Below are 15,771 nucleotides of genomic sequence, written 5' to 3'. Positions count from 1 at the left end.
TGACGTGCCGCCAGAACGATCGGCGACGGCGCGGCGGCGTGTCGTCGGGCCACGCCGGGGCGGGCGGCGCGCTCTCTTGCCGTGCTTCCAGTACAGACATCCTCCGCCTCTCTGCGGTGGGCCGGGCATCGACGCCGACACCAGGAATGAGGATAAAACTAACCCTCGAAGAAACTTCGGCCAGAGTATGGTGAGGGGCATTCCGAGCACAAGCCCCAATTTGTCCGGACATGAAAAAGCCCCGGACCGGCGGTGTTTCCGCGGTCCGGGGCGAGGACTGCCCGAGCTCTAGCCGCCGTCGGCGATCTCGAGTGAGGCGTCTGTCCGGAGATCCCACGCCGAGGGTCCGGCGGCGATCGTGTACGAGCCCGGCTGCACCCGAAGGGCACCCTGATGGAGCCAGTCGTCGACGGCGCCGGGCAGGCGCACGGCGTCGTCCCATACGGCCAGGCGCCCGGGCGAGAACGAGAGCTCGACCTCCCGCACCTCACCCGGGGAGAGGACGACGCGCCGGTAGGCGACGAGGAGCCGGCGCGGCGCCGCCAGGGCGAGGTCATCGGCCGGGAGCGCGTAGAGCTGCACGAGTTCCTCCGCAGCCCGCTCCCCCGCGTTGCGCACCCGCACGACGGCGCGGACGGCGGCCTCGCCGGGCCGCGGCTCGAAGGACGGATGCCGGTGGGTCGGCGGCGGCGCCGCGGTCGCGGCATCCGACAGCTCGACGCGCTCGTAGACCACCTCGGTGTAGGTGAGGCCGTGACCGAAGGCGAACGTCGGCTCCTCGGCCTGATGCCGGTACGTGGCCCCCTGCCGGAGCGTGTCGTAGTCGAACAGGTCACCGGCCTGCGCCTCGGTCGCGGGCCAGGTCTGCGACAGCCGGCCCGACGGCTCGCGGTCGCCCGAGAGCACGTCGATCACCCCGTGCCCGAGCTCCTGCCCGCCGTGGCTCGACCACACGACGGTCTCGGCATCGACGCCGGCCAGGACGTACGGGTAGCTCGAGACGATCGTGAGCACCGCGCGGGGGTTCGCCTCGCGGGCGACGCGCCACAGCTCTGCCCACGCCTCCGGCAGTCGCAGGTGGGGGCGGTCCTCGGTCTCGCGCCCGTTGAGGTGCGGGTCGTTGCCGACGGCGACGATGACGGCGTCCGCCGCCGCAGCCGCCTCGGCCACCGCCTCCGCGCCGGACCGGATGACGCGCACGCCGAACCGCTCCGCCTGCGCGAGCGTGACCGCCTCGGCGGCGAGCAGGCCCGAGTCGCGGAACACCCGCACCCAGCGACCCGATCCGAGGTGCAGCAGCGACCACGTCCCGTCGGCGTGGACGTGCCGGCGGAAGCTCTCCTGCACGACCCACTCGCCCACGCGTGCCGCGTCGGCCCGCATCGGCCACTTCCCACCGGTGAGGAGCAGACCGCTCGCGTGGGAGCGGAGGGTCAGGATGCCGTCGCCCCAGTCGGTCACGTCGAACAGCGCGTCCGCGCCGGCGGCGGCGCCTGCCGCCTCGACGACCGATCCCTCTGCGTCCGTCACGACGTAGCGGCCGGTCGAGACCGCGCGGAGCGCGACCGTGTCGGCTCCGGTGACGACCTCGGCCTCGCTGAAGCGCTCGGTCGCCGCCGCGCCGATCCCGACCGCGTACGGCGGCGTGCCGGCGTACCAGTCGGTGAGCACCAGGTCGGCGAGGTTGCCGACCACCGCGACCCGTGGGGCCCGGGAGAGCGGCAGGACGCCGGCGTCGTTCCGCAGCACGACGACCGAGCGCACCACCGCCTCCCGGGCCAGCTCGCGCGCACCCGGCGCGTCGATCGCGTCGGCGCCGATGCCCCCATAGGGGTCGGCGTCGCCGTCGAACTCGCCGGTGCGGATCCTCAGCTCCAGCAGGCGCAGCGCCGCCTGGTCGATGTCGTCCGTCGAGAGCAGGCCCTGGGCGATGGCGTCGCGCAGGTAACCGATCGTCGGCGCCGCGTCCGCGTCGTTGTCGGTGAACGAGTCCAGTCCGGAGCGCACGAGGGCGGCCGCGGCGTGGACGTGGTCGGGCTGCGCGCGCTGCGTGGTGACGAGGAAGGTCGGGGCCCCGGCATCCGACACCACCGCGATCGACTCGTCCGCCCAGGACCGCGCCTCGGCGACCAGCTCGGGCTGCGTGTGCGCGGGGACGCCGTTCACCCGGTTGTACGCGAGCATCATGCCGCCCGCAGCGCCCGCCTCGATCGCGCCGCGGAAGGCGGGCAGCTCCTCCTCGTGGAGGGTGCGCAGCGACATCTCGGACGACGTCGTCGAGCGGTCCGTCTCGTTGCTGTAGCCGAGGAAGTGCTTGAGCGCCGGGACGGTGCGCCACACGCGCGGATGGTTCCCGCGCAGGCCCCGGGAGTACGCCGTGCCGAAGACAGCGGTCACGTGCGGGTCCTCGGAGTAGCCCTCCTCGTTGCGCCCCCACCCCGGGTGGCGCAGCGTGTTGACGACGGGCGCCCACACGTTGAGGCTCACCAGCGGGTTCTCGGCGCGCTTCGCGCGCACCTCGACCGCCGCCACCTCCCCCACCCGCTCGACCAGGTCGGTGTCCCATGTCGCGGCGAGTCCGACCGACTGGGGGAACACCGTCGCCCGGCCGAGCCACGCGGCGCCGTGGAGCGCTTCGCAGCCCGTGCGCCACTCGGCCACGCCGAGCCGCTCGATCGCGGGGGCCGCCTGATGCAGCATCGCGAGGCGCTCGTCCGGCGTCAGCCGATCCAGGAGGTCGCGCGCCCGCGCCGCCAGGGGCTGGTCGACCTGCCGGAACAGCGGCTGTCCGCCGGCCGCGTTCGCCGCAGGCCGCGAGGCCGCGGCCGCCGGATCGAGTGGACGCTCTGCGCCCGTATCGAGATCATCCGTCATCGTCTCGGTCATCGCTGGTCCTCCTCGATCTCGATCCGGAGCTCGCCGGATGCCTCGGTCCGGGCGATCCGGTCGCCCGTCTGCAGCGCCCACGGCGCGCGCGCGTCGTCCGACGACGCGATGATCGCCGCGCCCTCGCGACGGACCCGGAAGGTCGTCGCCGGTGCTCCATCGTGCCCGGGCACGGTCGTGACGGCGTCGTAGCCGTCGGGGAGCCGGAAGCAGCGCAGCGTCACGCCGTCCGCCCAGTCGTAGTCGGGGCGGTCCTCGACGGCGCCGATCGGCAGCACCGTCCCCGGCCGCACCCGCAGCGGCACCGAGTCGTAGCCGTGCGACTCGGTCACCCACCGGCGTCCGTCGGCGACCGAGCCGTCGAGCAGCGACGTCCACTCCCCGTCGGGCAGGTAGTACTCCACCGATCCGTCGGCGGTGAGCACCGGCGCCACCAGCAGCGCGTCGCCCAGCATGTACTGGCAGTCGGCGTCGAAGCCGGTGCGGTCGCCGGGGAACTCCAGCACCATCGGGCGCATCATCGGCGTGCCGTCGGTGTGCGCCTCCTCCGCGACGCGGGCGAGATAGGGCATGAGACTCATCTTCAGGCGGGTGAACTCCCGCGCGACGTCGACGGCCTCGTCGTCGAAGGCCCACGGCACCCGGACCGACGACGAGCCGTGCAGGCGCGAGTGCGACGACAGCAGGCCGAACGCGAGCCACCGCTTGAACAGCCCGGGGTCGGGCGTCCCCTCGAAGCCGCCGATGTCGTGGCTCCAGTATCCGAAGCCCGACATCGCCAGCGACAGCCCGCCGCGCAGCGACTCGGCCATCGAGAGGAAGGTGGAGTCGTTGTCGCCGCCCCAGTGCACCGGGAACTGCTGCGAGCCCGCGGTCGCCGAGCGGGCGAACACGACCGCGTCGCCGACGCCGCGGTGCTGCTCGAGGGCGCGGAACACCACCTCGTTGTACAGCTTCGCGTAGTAGTTGTGCATGCGGTGCGGGTCCGACCCGTCGTGCCACGCGACGCCCTCGACGGGGATCCGCTCGCCGAAGTCGGTCTTGAACGCGTCGACGCCCTGGTCGAGCAGGCCCTGGAGCTTGCCGACGTACCACTGGGCGGCATCGGGGTTCGTGAAGTCGACGAGCGCCATGCCCGCCTGCCACATGTCCCACTGCCAGACGCTGCCGTCGGTGCGCTTGAGGAGGTAGCCCCGGTCGGCCGCCTCGCGGAACAGCGCCGAGCGCTGCGCGATGTACGGGTTGATCCACACCGAGACGTGGACGCCCCGCTCGTGCATGCGGGCGATCTGGCCGACGGGATCGTGGAAGGCGCGGGAGTCCCACTCGAAGTCGGTCCACTGGTACTCGCGCATCCAGAAGCAGTCGTAGTGGAACACCGACAGCGGGATGTCGCGCTCGGCCATGCCGTCGACGAAGGCGCTGACGGTGTCCTCGTCGTAGCTGGCGGTGAACGACGTCGTCAGCCACAGCCCGAACGACCACGCGGGCACGCGGGCGGGACGCCCGGTGAGGGCGGTGTAGCGGCGCAGCACGTCCTTCGGCTCGGGGCCGGCGATCACGTAGTACTCCAGCGACTCGCCCTCGACCGAGAACTGCACGCGCGAGTTGACCTCGCTGGCGACCTCGAAGGAGACATTGGCGGGGTTGTCGACGAACACGCCGTAACCGCGGCTCGTGAGGTAGAGCGGCACGTTCTTGTACGACTGCTCGCTGGACGTGCCGCCGTCGGCGTTCCAGGTGTCGACGACCTGGCCGTTCTTGACGAAGGCGCCGAACCGCTCGCCGAGCCCGTAGACGCGCTCGCCGGGCTCGATGGTCAGCTGCTGGTGCACCCACGTGGGCTGGGTTCCCCCGGCGGCCGTGCCCGCCGTCCCCGCGGTGCCCGCCGTACCCGGGGTGCAGTACGTGCCCGTCGTGTCGGTGAAGTGGCCGATCGAGCGCGGCAGCGAGCTGGTGAGCACGCGGCCGTCGCTCTCGAAGTCGACCCGCCACTGCCCCGCCGACTTCACCACGCGCACCCGCAGCGGGCCGGAGTCGAGGATGCCGCCCTCGCCGTCGATCGAGACCTCGGGGCGGAAGCCGTCTTGCCCTGTCACCTCGAAGTCCGGACCCCGGTGCACCGCGCCGGCGTGCCGCTCGAGCCGCACCTTGACCACGCCCGGGGCCGGGGCCGAGAACGTGACCGTGAGCATCGGCCGGTTCAGCGTGTCGCCGCGGTCGCGGATGACGGCCGTCGGCGCGTAGACGGTCATGGTCCCCGCCGCCTCGTCGTGGCGGATGTCGTCGACCTCGACCGCGTAGAGCGGGGCGAGCCCGGGCCTGGTGAGCCAATAGCCATCGGTGAACTTCACTCTGCGTGCCTTTCGATGAGCACCATGGCGGCGCCGGGGGCCAGTGCGACCCGCCCCTCGACGTCCGCGTCGGTCAGGAGATCCCGGCGCCGGCCGGGCACGGTGACGTGCTGCGCCTGGTCGCCGTGGTTGAGGAGGAAGAGAGCCGCCCCGCGGCGGACGGCTTCGACGCCGTCCGGCAGCACACGCTCGGGAAGCACGCCGGTCACGTCGGCGGCGTCGAGCGCGTCGTCGAGCACGGCGGAGAGCGTGTCGTCCGCGACGACGGCGCCGAGATACCATGCGATGCCGGCGCCGACGCGATGCCGCGTGACGGCGGGCGCCCCCGTGAGGTGGCCGGAGGCGAAGCGCGCCAGGACGTCGGCACCCTCGGCGCGGAGCCGCTCGCCCAGCACGCCGGCCTCCGGCGTCGCGGGTGCGGAGTCCCAGTGGGGCTCCGCGGTGAGCGGGGTGGGGTCGTCCGGCAGGCCGACCCACTCCTCGCCGCTCACGCCGACGAGGTCGCGCAGGAGCACGGGCGACCGCCCGGTGAGCACCCCCGCGTTCGCATCGGCGACGCCGGAGAAGGGGCCGACGACGAGGCTCGCGCCCGCCTCGACCGCCCGGCGCAGGGCGGTCGCGGCATCCGTTTCGACGATGTAGGAGTGCGGTACGAGCACGACGCGGTAGGCCGACAGGTCCGCACCCGGGCGCACCAGGTCGACCGCGATCCCGCGGCGCCACAGCGCCCGGTGCCAGCGCTGCACCTGCTCGAGCGTGCGCAGGCGCTCGGTGGGACGTGCCGGCTCCTCCGCCGCCCACCACGAAGGCCAGTCGAACAGGACGGCGACGGATGCCTCCACCCGCCCGCCCACGACGGGCCGGAGCCTGCGCAGGTCGGCGCCGAGGGCGATCGCGCCCCGGAAGACGTCGGTGTCGGCGCCGGCGTGCGGCACGAGGGCGGAGTGGAAGCGCTCGGCGCCGGTGCGCGCCTGCCGCCACTGGAAGAAGCAGATCGCGTCGGCCCCGCGCGCGACGGCCTGCAGCGAGTCCAGGCGGGCGCGCTGCGCCGTCTTGGGCAGGTTGTGCGCACGCCAGGACGTCGCGCTCACCGACTGCTCCATCAGCACCCAGGGGCTTCCGGCGCCGAGGGAGCGCATGAGGTCCTGCACGAGGGCGATGTCGGAGGAGGCTGTGGCCGAACCGTGGTCGGGGTACTGGTCGTCGGCGACGACGTCGACCTCGTCCGCCCACTCCCACAGGTCGGTGAGCGGCTCGAAGCCCATGAAGTTCGTGGTGATGGGCTGCTCGGCACCGGTGGCCCGGATGGCGTCGCGCTGCTCGGCGTACACGCGCTGCAGCGCCCACGACGTGTAGCGCCGGAAGTCGAGCGACTGCGCGGGATTGACGAGGTACGGCATGCGCCGCGGCGGCAGGATCTCGTCGAAGTCGCGATAGCGCTGCGCCCACACCAGCGTGCCCCACGCGTCGTTGAGCGCGTCGATGGTGCCGTACCGCTCGCGCAGCCAGAGCCGGAACTCGCGGGCCGCCTCATCTCCGAAGTCGATCTGGCCGAACTCGTTCCCGACGTGCCACATGCGCACCGCCGGGTGCGCGACGTAGCGCTCGGCCAGCGCGGTCGCGATGGACCGGGCGTGCTCGCGGTAGACGCGCGAGGCGGGGGTGAACTGGTTGCGGGAGCCCGCGACGAGCCGCACCCCGTCGGGGTTCACCGGCAGCGTTTCGGGGTGGAGCACGCCCAGCCATGGCGGCGGCGACGCCGTCGGGGTCGCGAGGTCCACCGCGATGCCGTGCGCGTGGAGGATGTCGAGCACCTCGTCGAGCCAGGCGAAGTCCCGCTCCCCCGGCGACGGCTCCAGGCGGGCCCAGCTGAAGACGCCGACGGTGACGAGATTCACCCCGGCGCGCACCATCAGCTCGGCGTCCTCGCGCCACACCTCGCGCGGCCACTGCTCCGGGTTGTAGTCGCCGCCGAAGCAGATGCCGAGATCGCCGGTGAGCTGCGACAGGGCGTCGGCGCGGCGCGGGAGCGGGGTGCGGGCCATGGCGGGGAGAACCTCTTCGCTGAGTTTCGGTCGGAGCGGCGGTCTGATGTCTGAGCGCCACGACTCTGCCATCGGCTTTCGAAGCGCTTCAACACCGAGACCATATACTAGGGACTGTGACGATGTCCACGCGCCGCGATGATGCGACCGACCAGCCCGCCGCCGAAGCGCTCCACGTGCTGCGCGCCTCTGCCCCCGCCTCCCGCTGGCTCGAGGCCTACCCCGTCGGCAACGGCGTGCGCGGCGCGATGTGCGCAGGGCTCGCGGGCGGCGATCGCCTCTGGCTGAACGACATCACGGCGTGGTCCGGCCACGCCGACCGCGACCCGCTCGAGGGTACGACCGCCCGCGGCGCCGACGCGCTGGGCGCCGTCCGCGCGGCGATCGACCACGGTGACCTCGACGCCGCCGAAGGCCTGCTGCAGCGGATGCAGACCCCGTGGGTGCAGGCGTACCTTCCGCTCGGCTGGATCGACATCCAGGTGCTGGAGGCGGATGCCGCACCCCCGGCGGGCGCGTTCACGCGCCGACTCGACCTCGCGACCGGCATCGCGACACACGAGTACCGGATCGGCGACGCCGCCGTGCGCCACCGCACGTGGGCCGATCTCGTGACCGGCGCCCTCATGCACGAGATCACCGCCGACGCCCCCGTGCGCGCACGACTCACGGTGGGATCGCTGCTGCGGAGCCGTTCCGCCGCAGCGGACCGCGACGGCGACCTCGCCACCGACTGGTGGTTCCCGGTCGACCTCGCACCCGGCCACGAGGATCCCACCGAGCCGATCCGGTACGACGATGCGGCAGGGCGCCACGGCGCCGTCGTCGTGCGCTCCCTGGGTCCGTCCGCGGTCGCCGAGGGCGCGCTGATCACCGAGCCGGCGACGACGCTGCTGTTCGCGGTGGCCACGGCGACGGCCCCGTCGCTGCCCGGCGATCCGGACGTCGCCGGCGACGCGCTCGAGAGGGCCGCCGCGCTGCTGCGCGGAATCCCGACCCTGTCCGATGTCGCCGCCACCGCGGCGGACCGCGCGCAGACGCACGCCGCCGCCCACCGCGCGCTCTACGGGCGCTGCCTGCTCGAGCTCCCCGACCCCGCGGACGGCGAGGCGATCGACACGGTGGAGCGCGTCCGCCGCGCCCAGGAGCGCGACGATCCGGCCCTCGCGGCGCTGACCTTCCACTACGGGCGCTACCTGCTGATCGCGTCGTCGCAGCCCGGCGGCCTCCCCGTGACGCTGCAGGGGCTCTGGAACGCCGAGCTGCCCGGCCCGTGGTCGAGCGCCTACACCCTCAACATCAACACGCAGATGGCGTACTGGCCGGCCGAGACGACGGGGCTCGCGCAGTGCCACGAGCCGCTGCTGCGCTTCGTCCGTCGGCTCTCCGAGACGACGGGCCCGGTCGTCGCCCGCGAGCTCTACGGCGCCGACGGCTGGGTGGCGCACCACAATTCGGATGCCTGGGCGCACGCCGCGCCGGTCGGCGCCGGGCACGGCGACCCGGCGTGGGCGAACTGGTCGCTCGGGGGCGTGTGGCTCGCGCTGCACCTGTGGGACCGCTACGCGTTCGGCGGCGACCGCGCGTACCTGCGCGACGAGGCGTGGCCCGTGCTGGCCTCCGCCGCGGCCTTCGCGCTGTCGTGGATCCAGGGCGACGACGAGCGCGCGTGGACGAGCCCCTCGACCTCGCCCGAGAACCACTACGTCGACGACGACGGCCGCGAGCGCGGCGTCGCGACGACCGCGACGATGGACGTCGCGCTGCTGCGGGAGCTGGCCGCGGTGTGCCGGGCCGCCGCGAGCGCCCTCGGCCTCTCCGAGCCCTGGGTGGAGGAGCTCACGGCCCGCACCGGCGCGCTGCCGGATCCGCAGGTGTCGGCGCGCGGCGAGCTGCTCGAATGGGACCGCGACCGCGTCGAGGCCGAGCCGCTGCACCGGCACCTCTCCCACCTCGTCGGGCTGTTCCCGTATGCGCAGATCACGCCGGAGGCGACGCCTGAGCTCGCGCGCGCGGCGGCCGAGTCGATCCGCCTGCGCGGCCCCGAGTCGACCGGCTGGGCGCTCGCCTGGCGGGCCGGCATGCAGGCCAGGCTCGGCGACGGCGAGGCCGTCCACGCGCAGCTGCGCCTGGCGCTGCGACCGGCCGACGAAGACTCGCACGAGCACCGCGGCGGCGTGTACCCGAACCTCCTCAGCGCCCACCCGCCGTATCAGATCGACGGCAACCTGGGGGTGACCGCGGCCATCGCGGAGGCGCTGGTGCAGTCCTTCCACGAGCCGGTCGCCGCGGGCGATCCCGGCCCCGGGGTGGCGCAGGACGCGCCGGCGCCCGCTCATGTGCGGGTGAAGCTGCTCCCCGCGCTCCCGTCGGCGTGGCCGGACGGGGCGGTGCGCGGCATCCGCTCGCGTGGCGATGTGGCGGTCGACCTGGAGTGGGCGGGCGGACGCCTCGTGCGCGCCCGGTTCGAGGCGGGGTCGCGAACGACGACAATGAGTGTGAGCGGACCCGACGGTCCGATCGACACGTTCGAACTCGCCCCCGGAACCTCGAGGGTGATCGACGCGAGAGAGCTGGGTACCTCATGGTGACGATCGCGGACGTCGCACAGGCGGCGGGCGTGTCGATCTCGACCGTCTCCTACGTGATGAGCGGCAAGCGCGCCATCTCGCAGGAGACGCGCGTGCGCGTCGAGAAGGCGATCGACAGCCTCGGCTTCAGCCCGCACGCGGGCGCCCGGTCGCTCGCGTCGCGGTCGACCAACGTCATCGGCCTGCAGGCCCCGCTGCGCACCGGCGTCGACGTGCACGTGGTGATGCAGATCGTGACCGGCGTCGTGACGCAGGCGCGCAAGCACGGGTACGACATCCTGCTGCTGGCCAGCGACGACGCGAAGGCGCTGCAGCGGGCGGCGAAGGGATCGATGGTCGACGCCCTGCTGGTGATGGATGTCGAGTCCGACGACCCGCGCATCGAGACGCTGTCGGGGCTGGGGCATCCGAGCGTCCTCATCGGCCTTCCCGAGGGCCGCCGCGCGATTCCCTGCGTCGACTTCGACTTCGAGGCCGCCGGATGGCTCGCCGTCGACCGGCTCGTCGATCTGGGGCACCGGCGCATCGCGCTGATCGGCTCGCCGTCCGAGGTCATGTCGCGGCACACCTCCTATGCCGACCGGCTCGTGCGCGGCTTCCTGGCCGCGTGCGAGGCGAACGGCGTGACCGGGACCGTCCATGCCTGCCCGAGCACGGCCGAGGCGGCGGCCACGGTCGACGCGGTGATGGACGAGAACCCCGATATCACCGGCTTCTTCGTGCACAACGAGGGCGCGCTCCCCCACGTCGCCGCCACGATCGCGCAGCACGGCCGCAGGCGCAGCGACGAGCTCTCGGTGGTGGCCCTCTGCCCCGAGGACGTCGCCCGTTCCGTGGCGGGACTCGCCGACAGCATCGCCGTGCCGGCCGAGGACATCGGGGCCGCCGCGACCGACATGATCTGCGAGATCCTCGCGAACGGCGCGAAGCCGGCCGTGCGCCTGCTGCCGCCCGCGCTGACCGGAAGCACGCCGGCCCTGTGAGGGTGAGACGAGCCGCCCGCCCGCGCGGCGGCAGGTGACCACGGATGCGCATCGACCCCGACAGCCGCGCCCTGAACGGCTTCTCGACCTTCCTCACGTTCGTCGCGCTGAACCTGCTCTACATCGTGCTGTGCCTGCCGGTCGTGACGATCGGGGCCGCCACGAGCGCCCTGTTCGAGGTCACGATCCGGTACTCCGACGACGAGAGCGGCCGGCCGCTCAAGGACTACCTCCCGGCATTCCGGGCGAACTTCGGGCGGGCGAGCGTCCTCATGCTGTGCCTGCTCGCGCCGGCCGCACTGCTGGGATTCTCGAGCGTGTTCTGGTTCGCCCATCCCGCGCTGTTCGCCGGGGTGGCGGGCGTGCTCGCGATCATCGGCGCGGTGTACCTGTTCGCGGCGTTCCTGTACGCCATGGCCCAGGTCGCGTACTTCCGCAACACCGTGCGCCAGACCCTCCGCAACGCGCTGCTCCTCCCCGCCGCCGAGCCGGTGCGCACCCTGGGCTTGCTCATCATCCCGGTGACCGCCGTCGCCCTCACGATCCTCTTCCCGCCGGTGGGCTTCCTCGTGCTCACGATCGGCTTCTCCGTCGGCGCGTACGCGACGGCGTTCCTCTTCCGCAGCGTCTTCGCCCGCCACGAGGCCTGATCGCCGCGGCGTCCGCGTCGACGGATGCCTCGGCCCCACGGCATCCGTCCCCCCTCCTCTCGCCTGCCCGGCGCGGCGACGCACGCCTCGTCGTCCCCGCGGTCGGACGCCGGGTCCCGAGTATGTGGGCAAACACCGCAGATGCGACGACACACCAGCGCGCGGCGTCGTGTCTCGTCGCGAACGCGGTGTATCGGCCGCCTCAGGGCGACGGAACGCGGGGGGACGACGGGACGCGGTCGACGCCCCGGCGCGGGGTGGGACGGCAGAAGGGCCCGGGATGCCGCAGCATCCCGAGCCCCTCGCCTGCCGGCCTGTGTCAGCCGGCGAACTCCTCCGTCACGGCGACGCGGGCGTCGTCCTGCGCCTTGGCGTTCTCCATGTCGAACTCGAGCACCTTCTCGTAGCCGAGACCGTTCGCGGTCTCGATCAGCTCGTCGCGCAGCGACTCGAACTTCGCCTCGCTGTCGGCGAAGACCATCTGCCACGAGAACTGCTTGACGATCTCCTTGACCTGGTTGCGCAGCGTCTCGATCTCGGAGCTGTCCGCCGGCGGCGCGTAGCTGGCGCCGGGGGCCACGAGCACCTGGTCGTTGGTCTGCAGGTACTCCATCGTCGAGGTCGCGCCGCCCATCTTGGCCGACCAGTCCTCGGTCAGCGGGTTCGCGATCGCCGCCTGATAGGTGGGCCAGAAGGTGTAGCTGTACGGGAAGCCCGTCTCGGTGTCGACCTCGATCGGCAGCACGGCGCTGATGTTGAGGGCCGAGACGCCGTCGGCGTAGTCGCCGCCGCCCCACTCCTCGGGGACGGTCCCGCCGCCCTCGAGGAAGACCTGCTTGCCGAAGTCGGTGAGCTCCGGCTCGCCGGCGTCGTTGACGTCCCACGTGAGACCCTGCGGCCCCGCCGAGGCGCCCGTCTGCGCGTTGTTGGCGTAGGCGCCCTCGGCCGAGTACAGCCAGTCGATGAACGCGGCGATCCGCTCCGGGTCCTCGGCCTTGGAGCCGATCGCGAAGATCGGCTTGCCGCCGTACGCCTCGGCGCCGTAGGAGAAGATCTCCTGGTCCTCCATGGGCACCATCTGGAAGCCCTTGCCCGCGGCCATGTTCTCCTCGGTGTTGAACGCCGACTGGCCGAGCCACGGCCACCACGAGAAGAGCACCTGGCCGTTCTGGAACTTCGAGAACAGGGTGTCGTAGTTCTGCGTCGTCGACTCCGGGTCGACGAGTCCGAGCTGGTTGGCGTCGAAGTAGAGCTTCAGGCTGCGCATGTACTCGCCGTCCGGATCCAGGATGCCCTGGTAGTCCGAGCCGTCGGCCTTGGCCAGCACGAAGCCGATCTCGTCGTAGCCGTAGAAGCAGGCGGGCTGCTTCGCGGTGACCATCATGTTGCCGTCCCAGTCCTTGAACAGCGAGAAGCCGTAGACGGGCTGGCCGTTGTCGGTGGTCGGGTGCGCGGCCTGCATGTCGGCGAGCACCGGCAACAGGTCCTCGAGCGTGCCGATGTCGGGGTAGCCGAGCTCCTTGTAGTAGTCCCACCGCACGAAGGGGCCGAACGTCGGGTTGAGACCCTCCGACGGCTCGGTCGGCTTCAGCGACGACACCGACGACGGGAAGGCGAAGACGCCGTCCTTGCCGTCGTTGAGGTGCTCGACGGCCTTGTCGAACTTCGACACGCTCTCCATCGCCGGGTAGTAGTCGGCGGCGTCGAGCACAAGGCCGCCCTGCACGAGCTCGTCGAGCTGCTCGCCCTTGTTGACGATGATGAGGTCGCCCAGCTCGCCCGCGGCGACGCGGGTGTTGTAGAGCGTGTCACCGCCGCCGGCCACGTTGGGGGCGATGATGTTCAGCTTCATGTTGAACTTGTCTTCGACGATCTTGGCGAACCAGCCCTGCTGCACGCCCATGTAGTTGGCGAGGCCGTCGAAGACGTCGATCGTGATCTGCTCGTCCCACTTCTCGGGGAACTCGTCGATCGCGCCCTGTTCGTCACCTCCCCCCGCGCTGCACGATGCCAGCGATCCCGCGGCGAGCAGCGCCACGAGTGCGAGGGACACCTTCTTCCTCAGCTTCATTGCTTTCCTTTCTCGGTGGTGCGTGGCCGCCGTCAACCCTTGACGGCGCCCAGCATGATGCCCTTCACGAAGAAGCGCTGGAACAGGGGGTAGATGAAGATGATGGGCAGCACGACGAGCACGGAGACCGTCATGCGGATCGACGTCGGCGTCTGCGTCGTCGCCGCGCCCGCGATCTGCCCGAGATTGCCGCCGGCGTCCTGTGCCGCCTGGGCCAGGCTCGACGCCTGGTTGATGAACATGTAGAGCAGGTACTGCAGCGTGTACAAGCTCTGGTCGGTGATGTAGATGAGGGTGTCCTGGAAGCTGTTCCACTGCATCACGGCGCTGAAGATCGCGATCGTCGCGAGGATCGGCGTCATGTTGGGCAGGTACACGCGGAAGAACACCTGGAGGATGTTGGCGCCGTCGACCTCCGCCGCCTCCTGGAGCTCCTTCGGCATCGACTCGACGTACGTCTTGGCGAGGATCACGTTGAACGGCTGGACGACGAACGGCAGGACGTAGACCCAGAAGTTGTTCGTGAGCCCGAGCGACTTCATGATGATGAACACCGGGATCAGGCCCGCGCTGAAGTACATCGTGATGATGAGGAAGCGGTACCAGAACTTGCGGCCCCACATGCGCGTCTGCGTGAACATGAAGCCCAGGAACGCCGAGGCGAGGACGGTCAGGACCGTCCCGATCACCGTGCGGCCGATGGAGACGACCGTCGCCATCGGCAGGCCGGGCAGCTGGAACACCTGCCCGTAGTTCGACAGGTGGAAGTCGACCGGCCACAGTCGCACATCGCCGAGCGCCGAGACGTCGTTGGCGCTGACGGAGTTGATGATCAGGTAGTAGAACGGGTACGCGCAGATCAGGGCGAACACCGCGAACAGCACGTAGTTCAGGAACCGGAACAGGATGTCTCCGGCCGACGGCCGGTACCGGGCCGAGCTGTCGCCCCGGTGGGCGGTCGTGAGCGTCTTGGTCATCGTCGTGGTCATGGCCCGGCCCTCAGACGATCGATTCGCCGCGGACACGCTTGGAGACCGCGTTGACGGTGAGCAGCAGCGCGACCGAGATGAGGCTCTTCAGCATGCCGATCGCGGTGGCCAGCGACAGGCTGTTGCCCGTCATGCCGATGTTGTAGACGTACAGGTCGAGCACCTGGATCCACTCCTTGTTGAACGCGTTCTGGAACACGTAGTACTGCTCCATGCCGTTGTTGAGGATGTTCGCGATCGACAGCAGCAGCAGCACCAGGTACGTCGGCATCAGCTGCGGGATGGTGATGTGGCGCATCAGCTGGAAGCGCCCGGCCCCGTCGATGCGCGCCGACTCGTACAGCGACTGGTCGATGCCGGCGATCGCGGCGAGGTAGATGATCGCGCCCCAGCCCAGCCCCTTCCAGATGCTCCAGAGCGTCATGGTGAGCCAGACGTTCTCGTCGGTGTCGAGGAACTTGACCGGGGCCGTGACGAGCCCCGCGTCGATCAGCACGTCGTTGACGAGACCCGAGCTCGAGAACAGCGAGAACGCGATCATGTACACGAGCACCCACGAGATGAAGTTGGGGAGCGCCGTGAGCGTCTGCACCGAGTTGCGGAACCACGGCGCCTTCACCTCGTTGAGGAGGATCGCGAAGAAGAGCGGGAGGACGGATGTCGCGATCCCCAGGAAGCTGATCGCGAGGGTGTTCATCAGCACCTGTCCGATCTGCGCCATCTGGGTCGGCGAGCTGACGAGCATCTGGAACCACTGCAGGCCGACGAACTCGCTGCCCTCGAGGCCGAGCGCGGGCTTGTAGTCGTAGAGCGAGTAGATCCAGCCGTACAGCGGGAGGTAGGAGAACAGGAACGCCAGCACCAGGAACGGCACGATGCAGAGGAAGAGCTTGAACGACGTCCTGCTGCCGGCCGGGCGGATCCGCGGGCCGCGGCGCTTGCGGGTGTTCTTCTCGAGGTTGTGGACGGCCGCCTCCTGGAAGACCGTCTGCGCCTGAGCCTGCGTGGTCATCGGACCGTGACTCGGAGAAGGGCGTCCGGGTCGGATGCCGTCGGGTGAGCATGCCGCGCTTCCATGTCACTCCTTCGTGTACGTGGGTGCCCCGGGCGGGGGCGGGATCCGTGGTAAACAGTCGAACCGCTTCGATTTCGAACCGCTTCGATTGAAGAGTAGGCGGGACGTGTTCGGTTCGTCAAATGTC

General features: G+C 71.2%; 9 protein-coding genes. 3 read left to right on the top strand and 6 right to left on the bottom strand.

What is annotated here, in order from left to right:
- Positions 1 to 288: 288 nt before the first annotated feature.
- Genes ACZBH1_RS09415 through ACZBH1_RS09405 form a run of 3 tightly spaced genes read right to left on the bottom strand, consistent with a single transcriptional unit; the run spans position 289 to position 7,285 of the window.
- Positions 289 to 2,886: a glycoside hydrolase family 3 C-terminal domain-containing protein gene (locus ACZBH1_RS09415; RefSeq protein WP_463646226.1), complete on the bottom strand. Its 2,598-nt coding sequence runs from the start codon at positions 2,884 to 2,886 to the stop codon at positions 289 to 291.
- Positions 2,883 to 5,240 (bottom strand): alpha-xylosidase, encoded by a 2,358-nt coding sequence (gene yicI / locus ACZBH1_RS09410; protein ID WP_463646225.1) that lies wholly within the window; start codon positions 5,238 to 5,240, stop codon positions 2,883 to 2,885. Before yicI ends, ACZBH1_RS09415 begins: the two co-directional genes overlap by 4 nt.
- Entirely contained in the window at positions 5,237 to 7,285 is a 2,049-nt protein-coding gene (locus tag ACZBH1_RS09405) for a beta-galactosidase (protein WP_463646224.1), read from the bottom strand. Before ACZBH1_RS09405 ends, yicI begins: the two co-directional genes overlap by 4 nt.
- A 122-nt stretch (positions 7,286 to 7,407) precedes the next feature.
- Here ACZBH1_RS09405 and ACZBH1_RS09400 point away from each other — a divergent pair, with 122 nt between their 5' ends.
- From ACZBH1_RS09400 to ACZBH1_RS09390, 3 genes are read left to right on the top strand one after another with little or no spacing between them, the layout of a single operon-like run.
- Positions 7,408 to 9,876 (top strand): glycosyl hydrolase family 95 catalytic domain-containing protein, encoded by a 2,469-nt coding sequence (locus ACZBH1_RS09400; protein WP_463646674.1) that lies wholly within the window; start codon positions 7,408 to 7,410, stop codon positions 9,874 to 9,876.
- Entirely contained in the window at positions 9,870 to 10,859 is a 990-nt protein-coding gene (locus ACZBH1_RS09395) for a LacI family DNA-binding transcriptional regulator (RefSeq protein ID WP_463646223.1), read from the top strand. The genes ACZBH1_RS09400 and ACZBH1_RS09395 overlap by 7 nt, the downstream gene beginning before the upstream one ends.
- Positions 10,860 to 10,903: 44 nt before the next feature.
- Positions 10,904 to 11,509: a YesL family protein gene (locus ACZBH1_RS09390; protein ID WP_336394568.1), complete on the top strand. Its 606-nt coding sequence runs from the start codon at positions 10,904 to 10,906 to the stop codon at positions 11,507 to 11,509.
- 319 nt (positions 11,510 to 11,828) lie between these two features.
- On the opposite strand, the gene ACZBH1_RS09385 is transcribed toward ACZBH1_RS09390, so the two are convergent.
- From ACZBH1_RS09385 to ACZBH1_RS09375, 3 genes are read right to left on the bottom strand one after another with little or no spacing between them, the layout of a single operon-like run.
- Complete coding sequence (locus tag ACZBH1_RS09385; RefSeq protein ID WP_378885052.1) at positions 11,829 to 13,580, bottom strand: type 2 periplasmic-binding domain-containing protein; 1,752 nt, start codon at positions 13,578 to 13,580, stop codon at positions 11,829 to 11,831.
- A 32-nt stretch (positions 13,581 to 13,612) separates the two neighbouring features.
- Entirely contained in the window at positions 13,613 to 14,569 is a 957-nt protein-coding gene (locus tag ACZBH1_RS09380; protein ID WP_378885049.1) for a carbohydrate ABC transporter permease, read from the bottom strand.
- A 10-nt stretch (positions 14,570 to 14,579) separates the two neighbouring features.
- A complete protein-coding gene (locus ACZBH1_RS09375) occupies positions 14,580 to 15,581 on the bottom strand; it encodes an ABC transporter permease (RefSeq protein WP_378885047.1) in 1,002 nt (333 codons plus the stop codon).
- Positions 15,582 to 15,771: the final 190 nt, after the last annotated feature.

The sequence above is a fragment of the Microbacterium sp. ZXT2-5 genome (genome assembly GCF_055329545.1).
Note: the sequence above shows the minus strand (reverse complement) of the source record. Positions and strands in the feature narration are given on the sequence as shown.

Coding starts and splice junctions, on each gene's coding strand:
- ACZBH1_RS09375 (WP_378885047.1), bottom strand. CDS start 15,581: ATGACCACGCAGGCTCAGGCGCAGACGGTCTTCCAGGAGGCGGCCGTC.
- ACZBH1_RS09380 (WP_378885049.1), bottom strand. CDS start 14,569: ATGACCACGACGATGACCAAGACGCTCACGACCGCCCACCGGGGCGAC.
- ACZBH1_RS09385 (WP_378885052.1), bottom strand. CDS start 13,580: ATGAAGCTGAGGAAGAAGGTGTCCCTCGCACTCGTGGCGCTGCTCGCC.
- ACZBH1_RS09390 (WP_336394568.1), top strand. CDS start 10,904: ATGCGCATCGACCCCGACAGCCGCGCCCTGAACGGCTTCTCGACCTTC.
- ACZBH1_RS09400 (WP_463646674.1), top strand. CDS start 7,408: ATGTCCACGCGCCGCGATGATGCGACCGACCAGCCCGCCGCCGAAGCG.
- ACZBH1_RS09395 (WP_463646223.1), top strand. CDS start 9,870: ATGGTGACGATCGCGGACGTCGCACAGGCGGCGGGCGTGTCGATCTCG.
- ACZBH1_RS09415 (WP_463646226.1), bottom strand. CDS start 2,886: ATGACCGAGACGATGACGGATGATCTCGATACGGGCGCAGAGCGTCCA.
- ACZBH1_RS09405 (WP_463646224.1), bottom strand. CDS start 7,285: ATGGCCCGCACCCCGCTCCCGCGCCGCGCCGACGCCCTGTCGCAGCTC.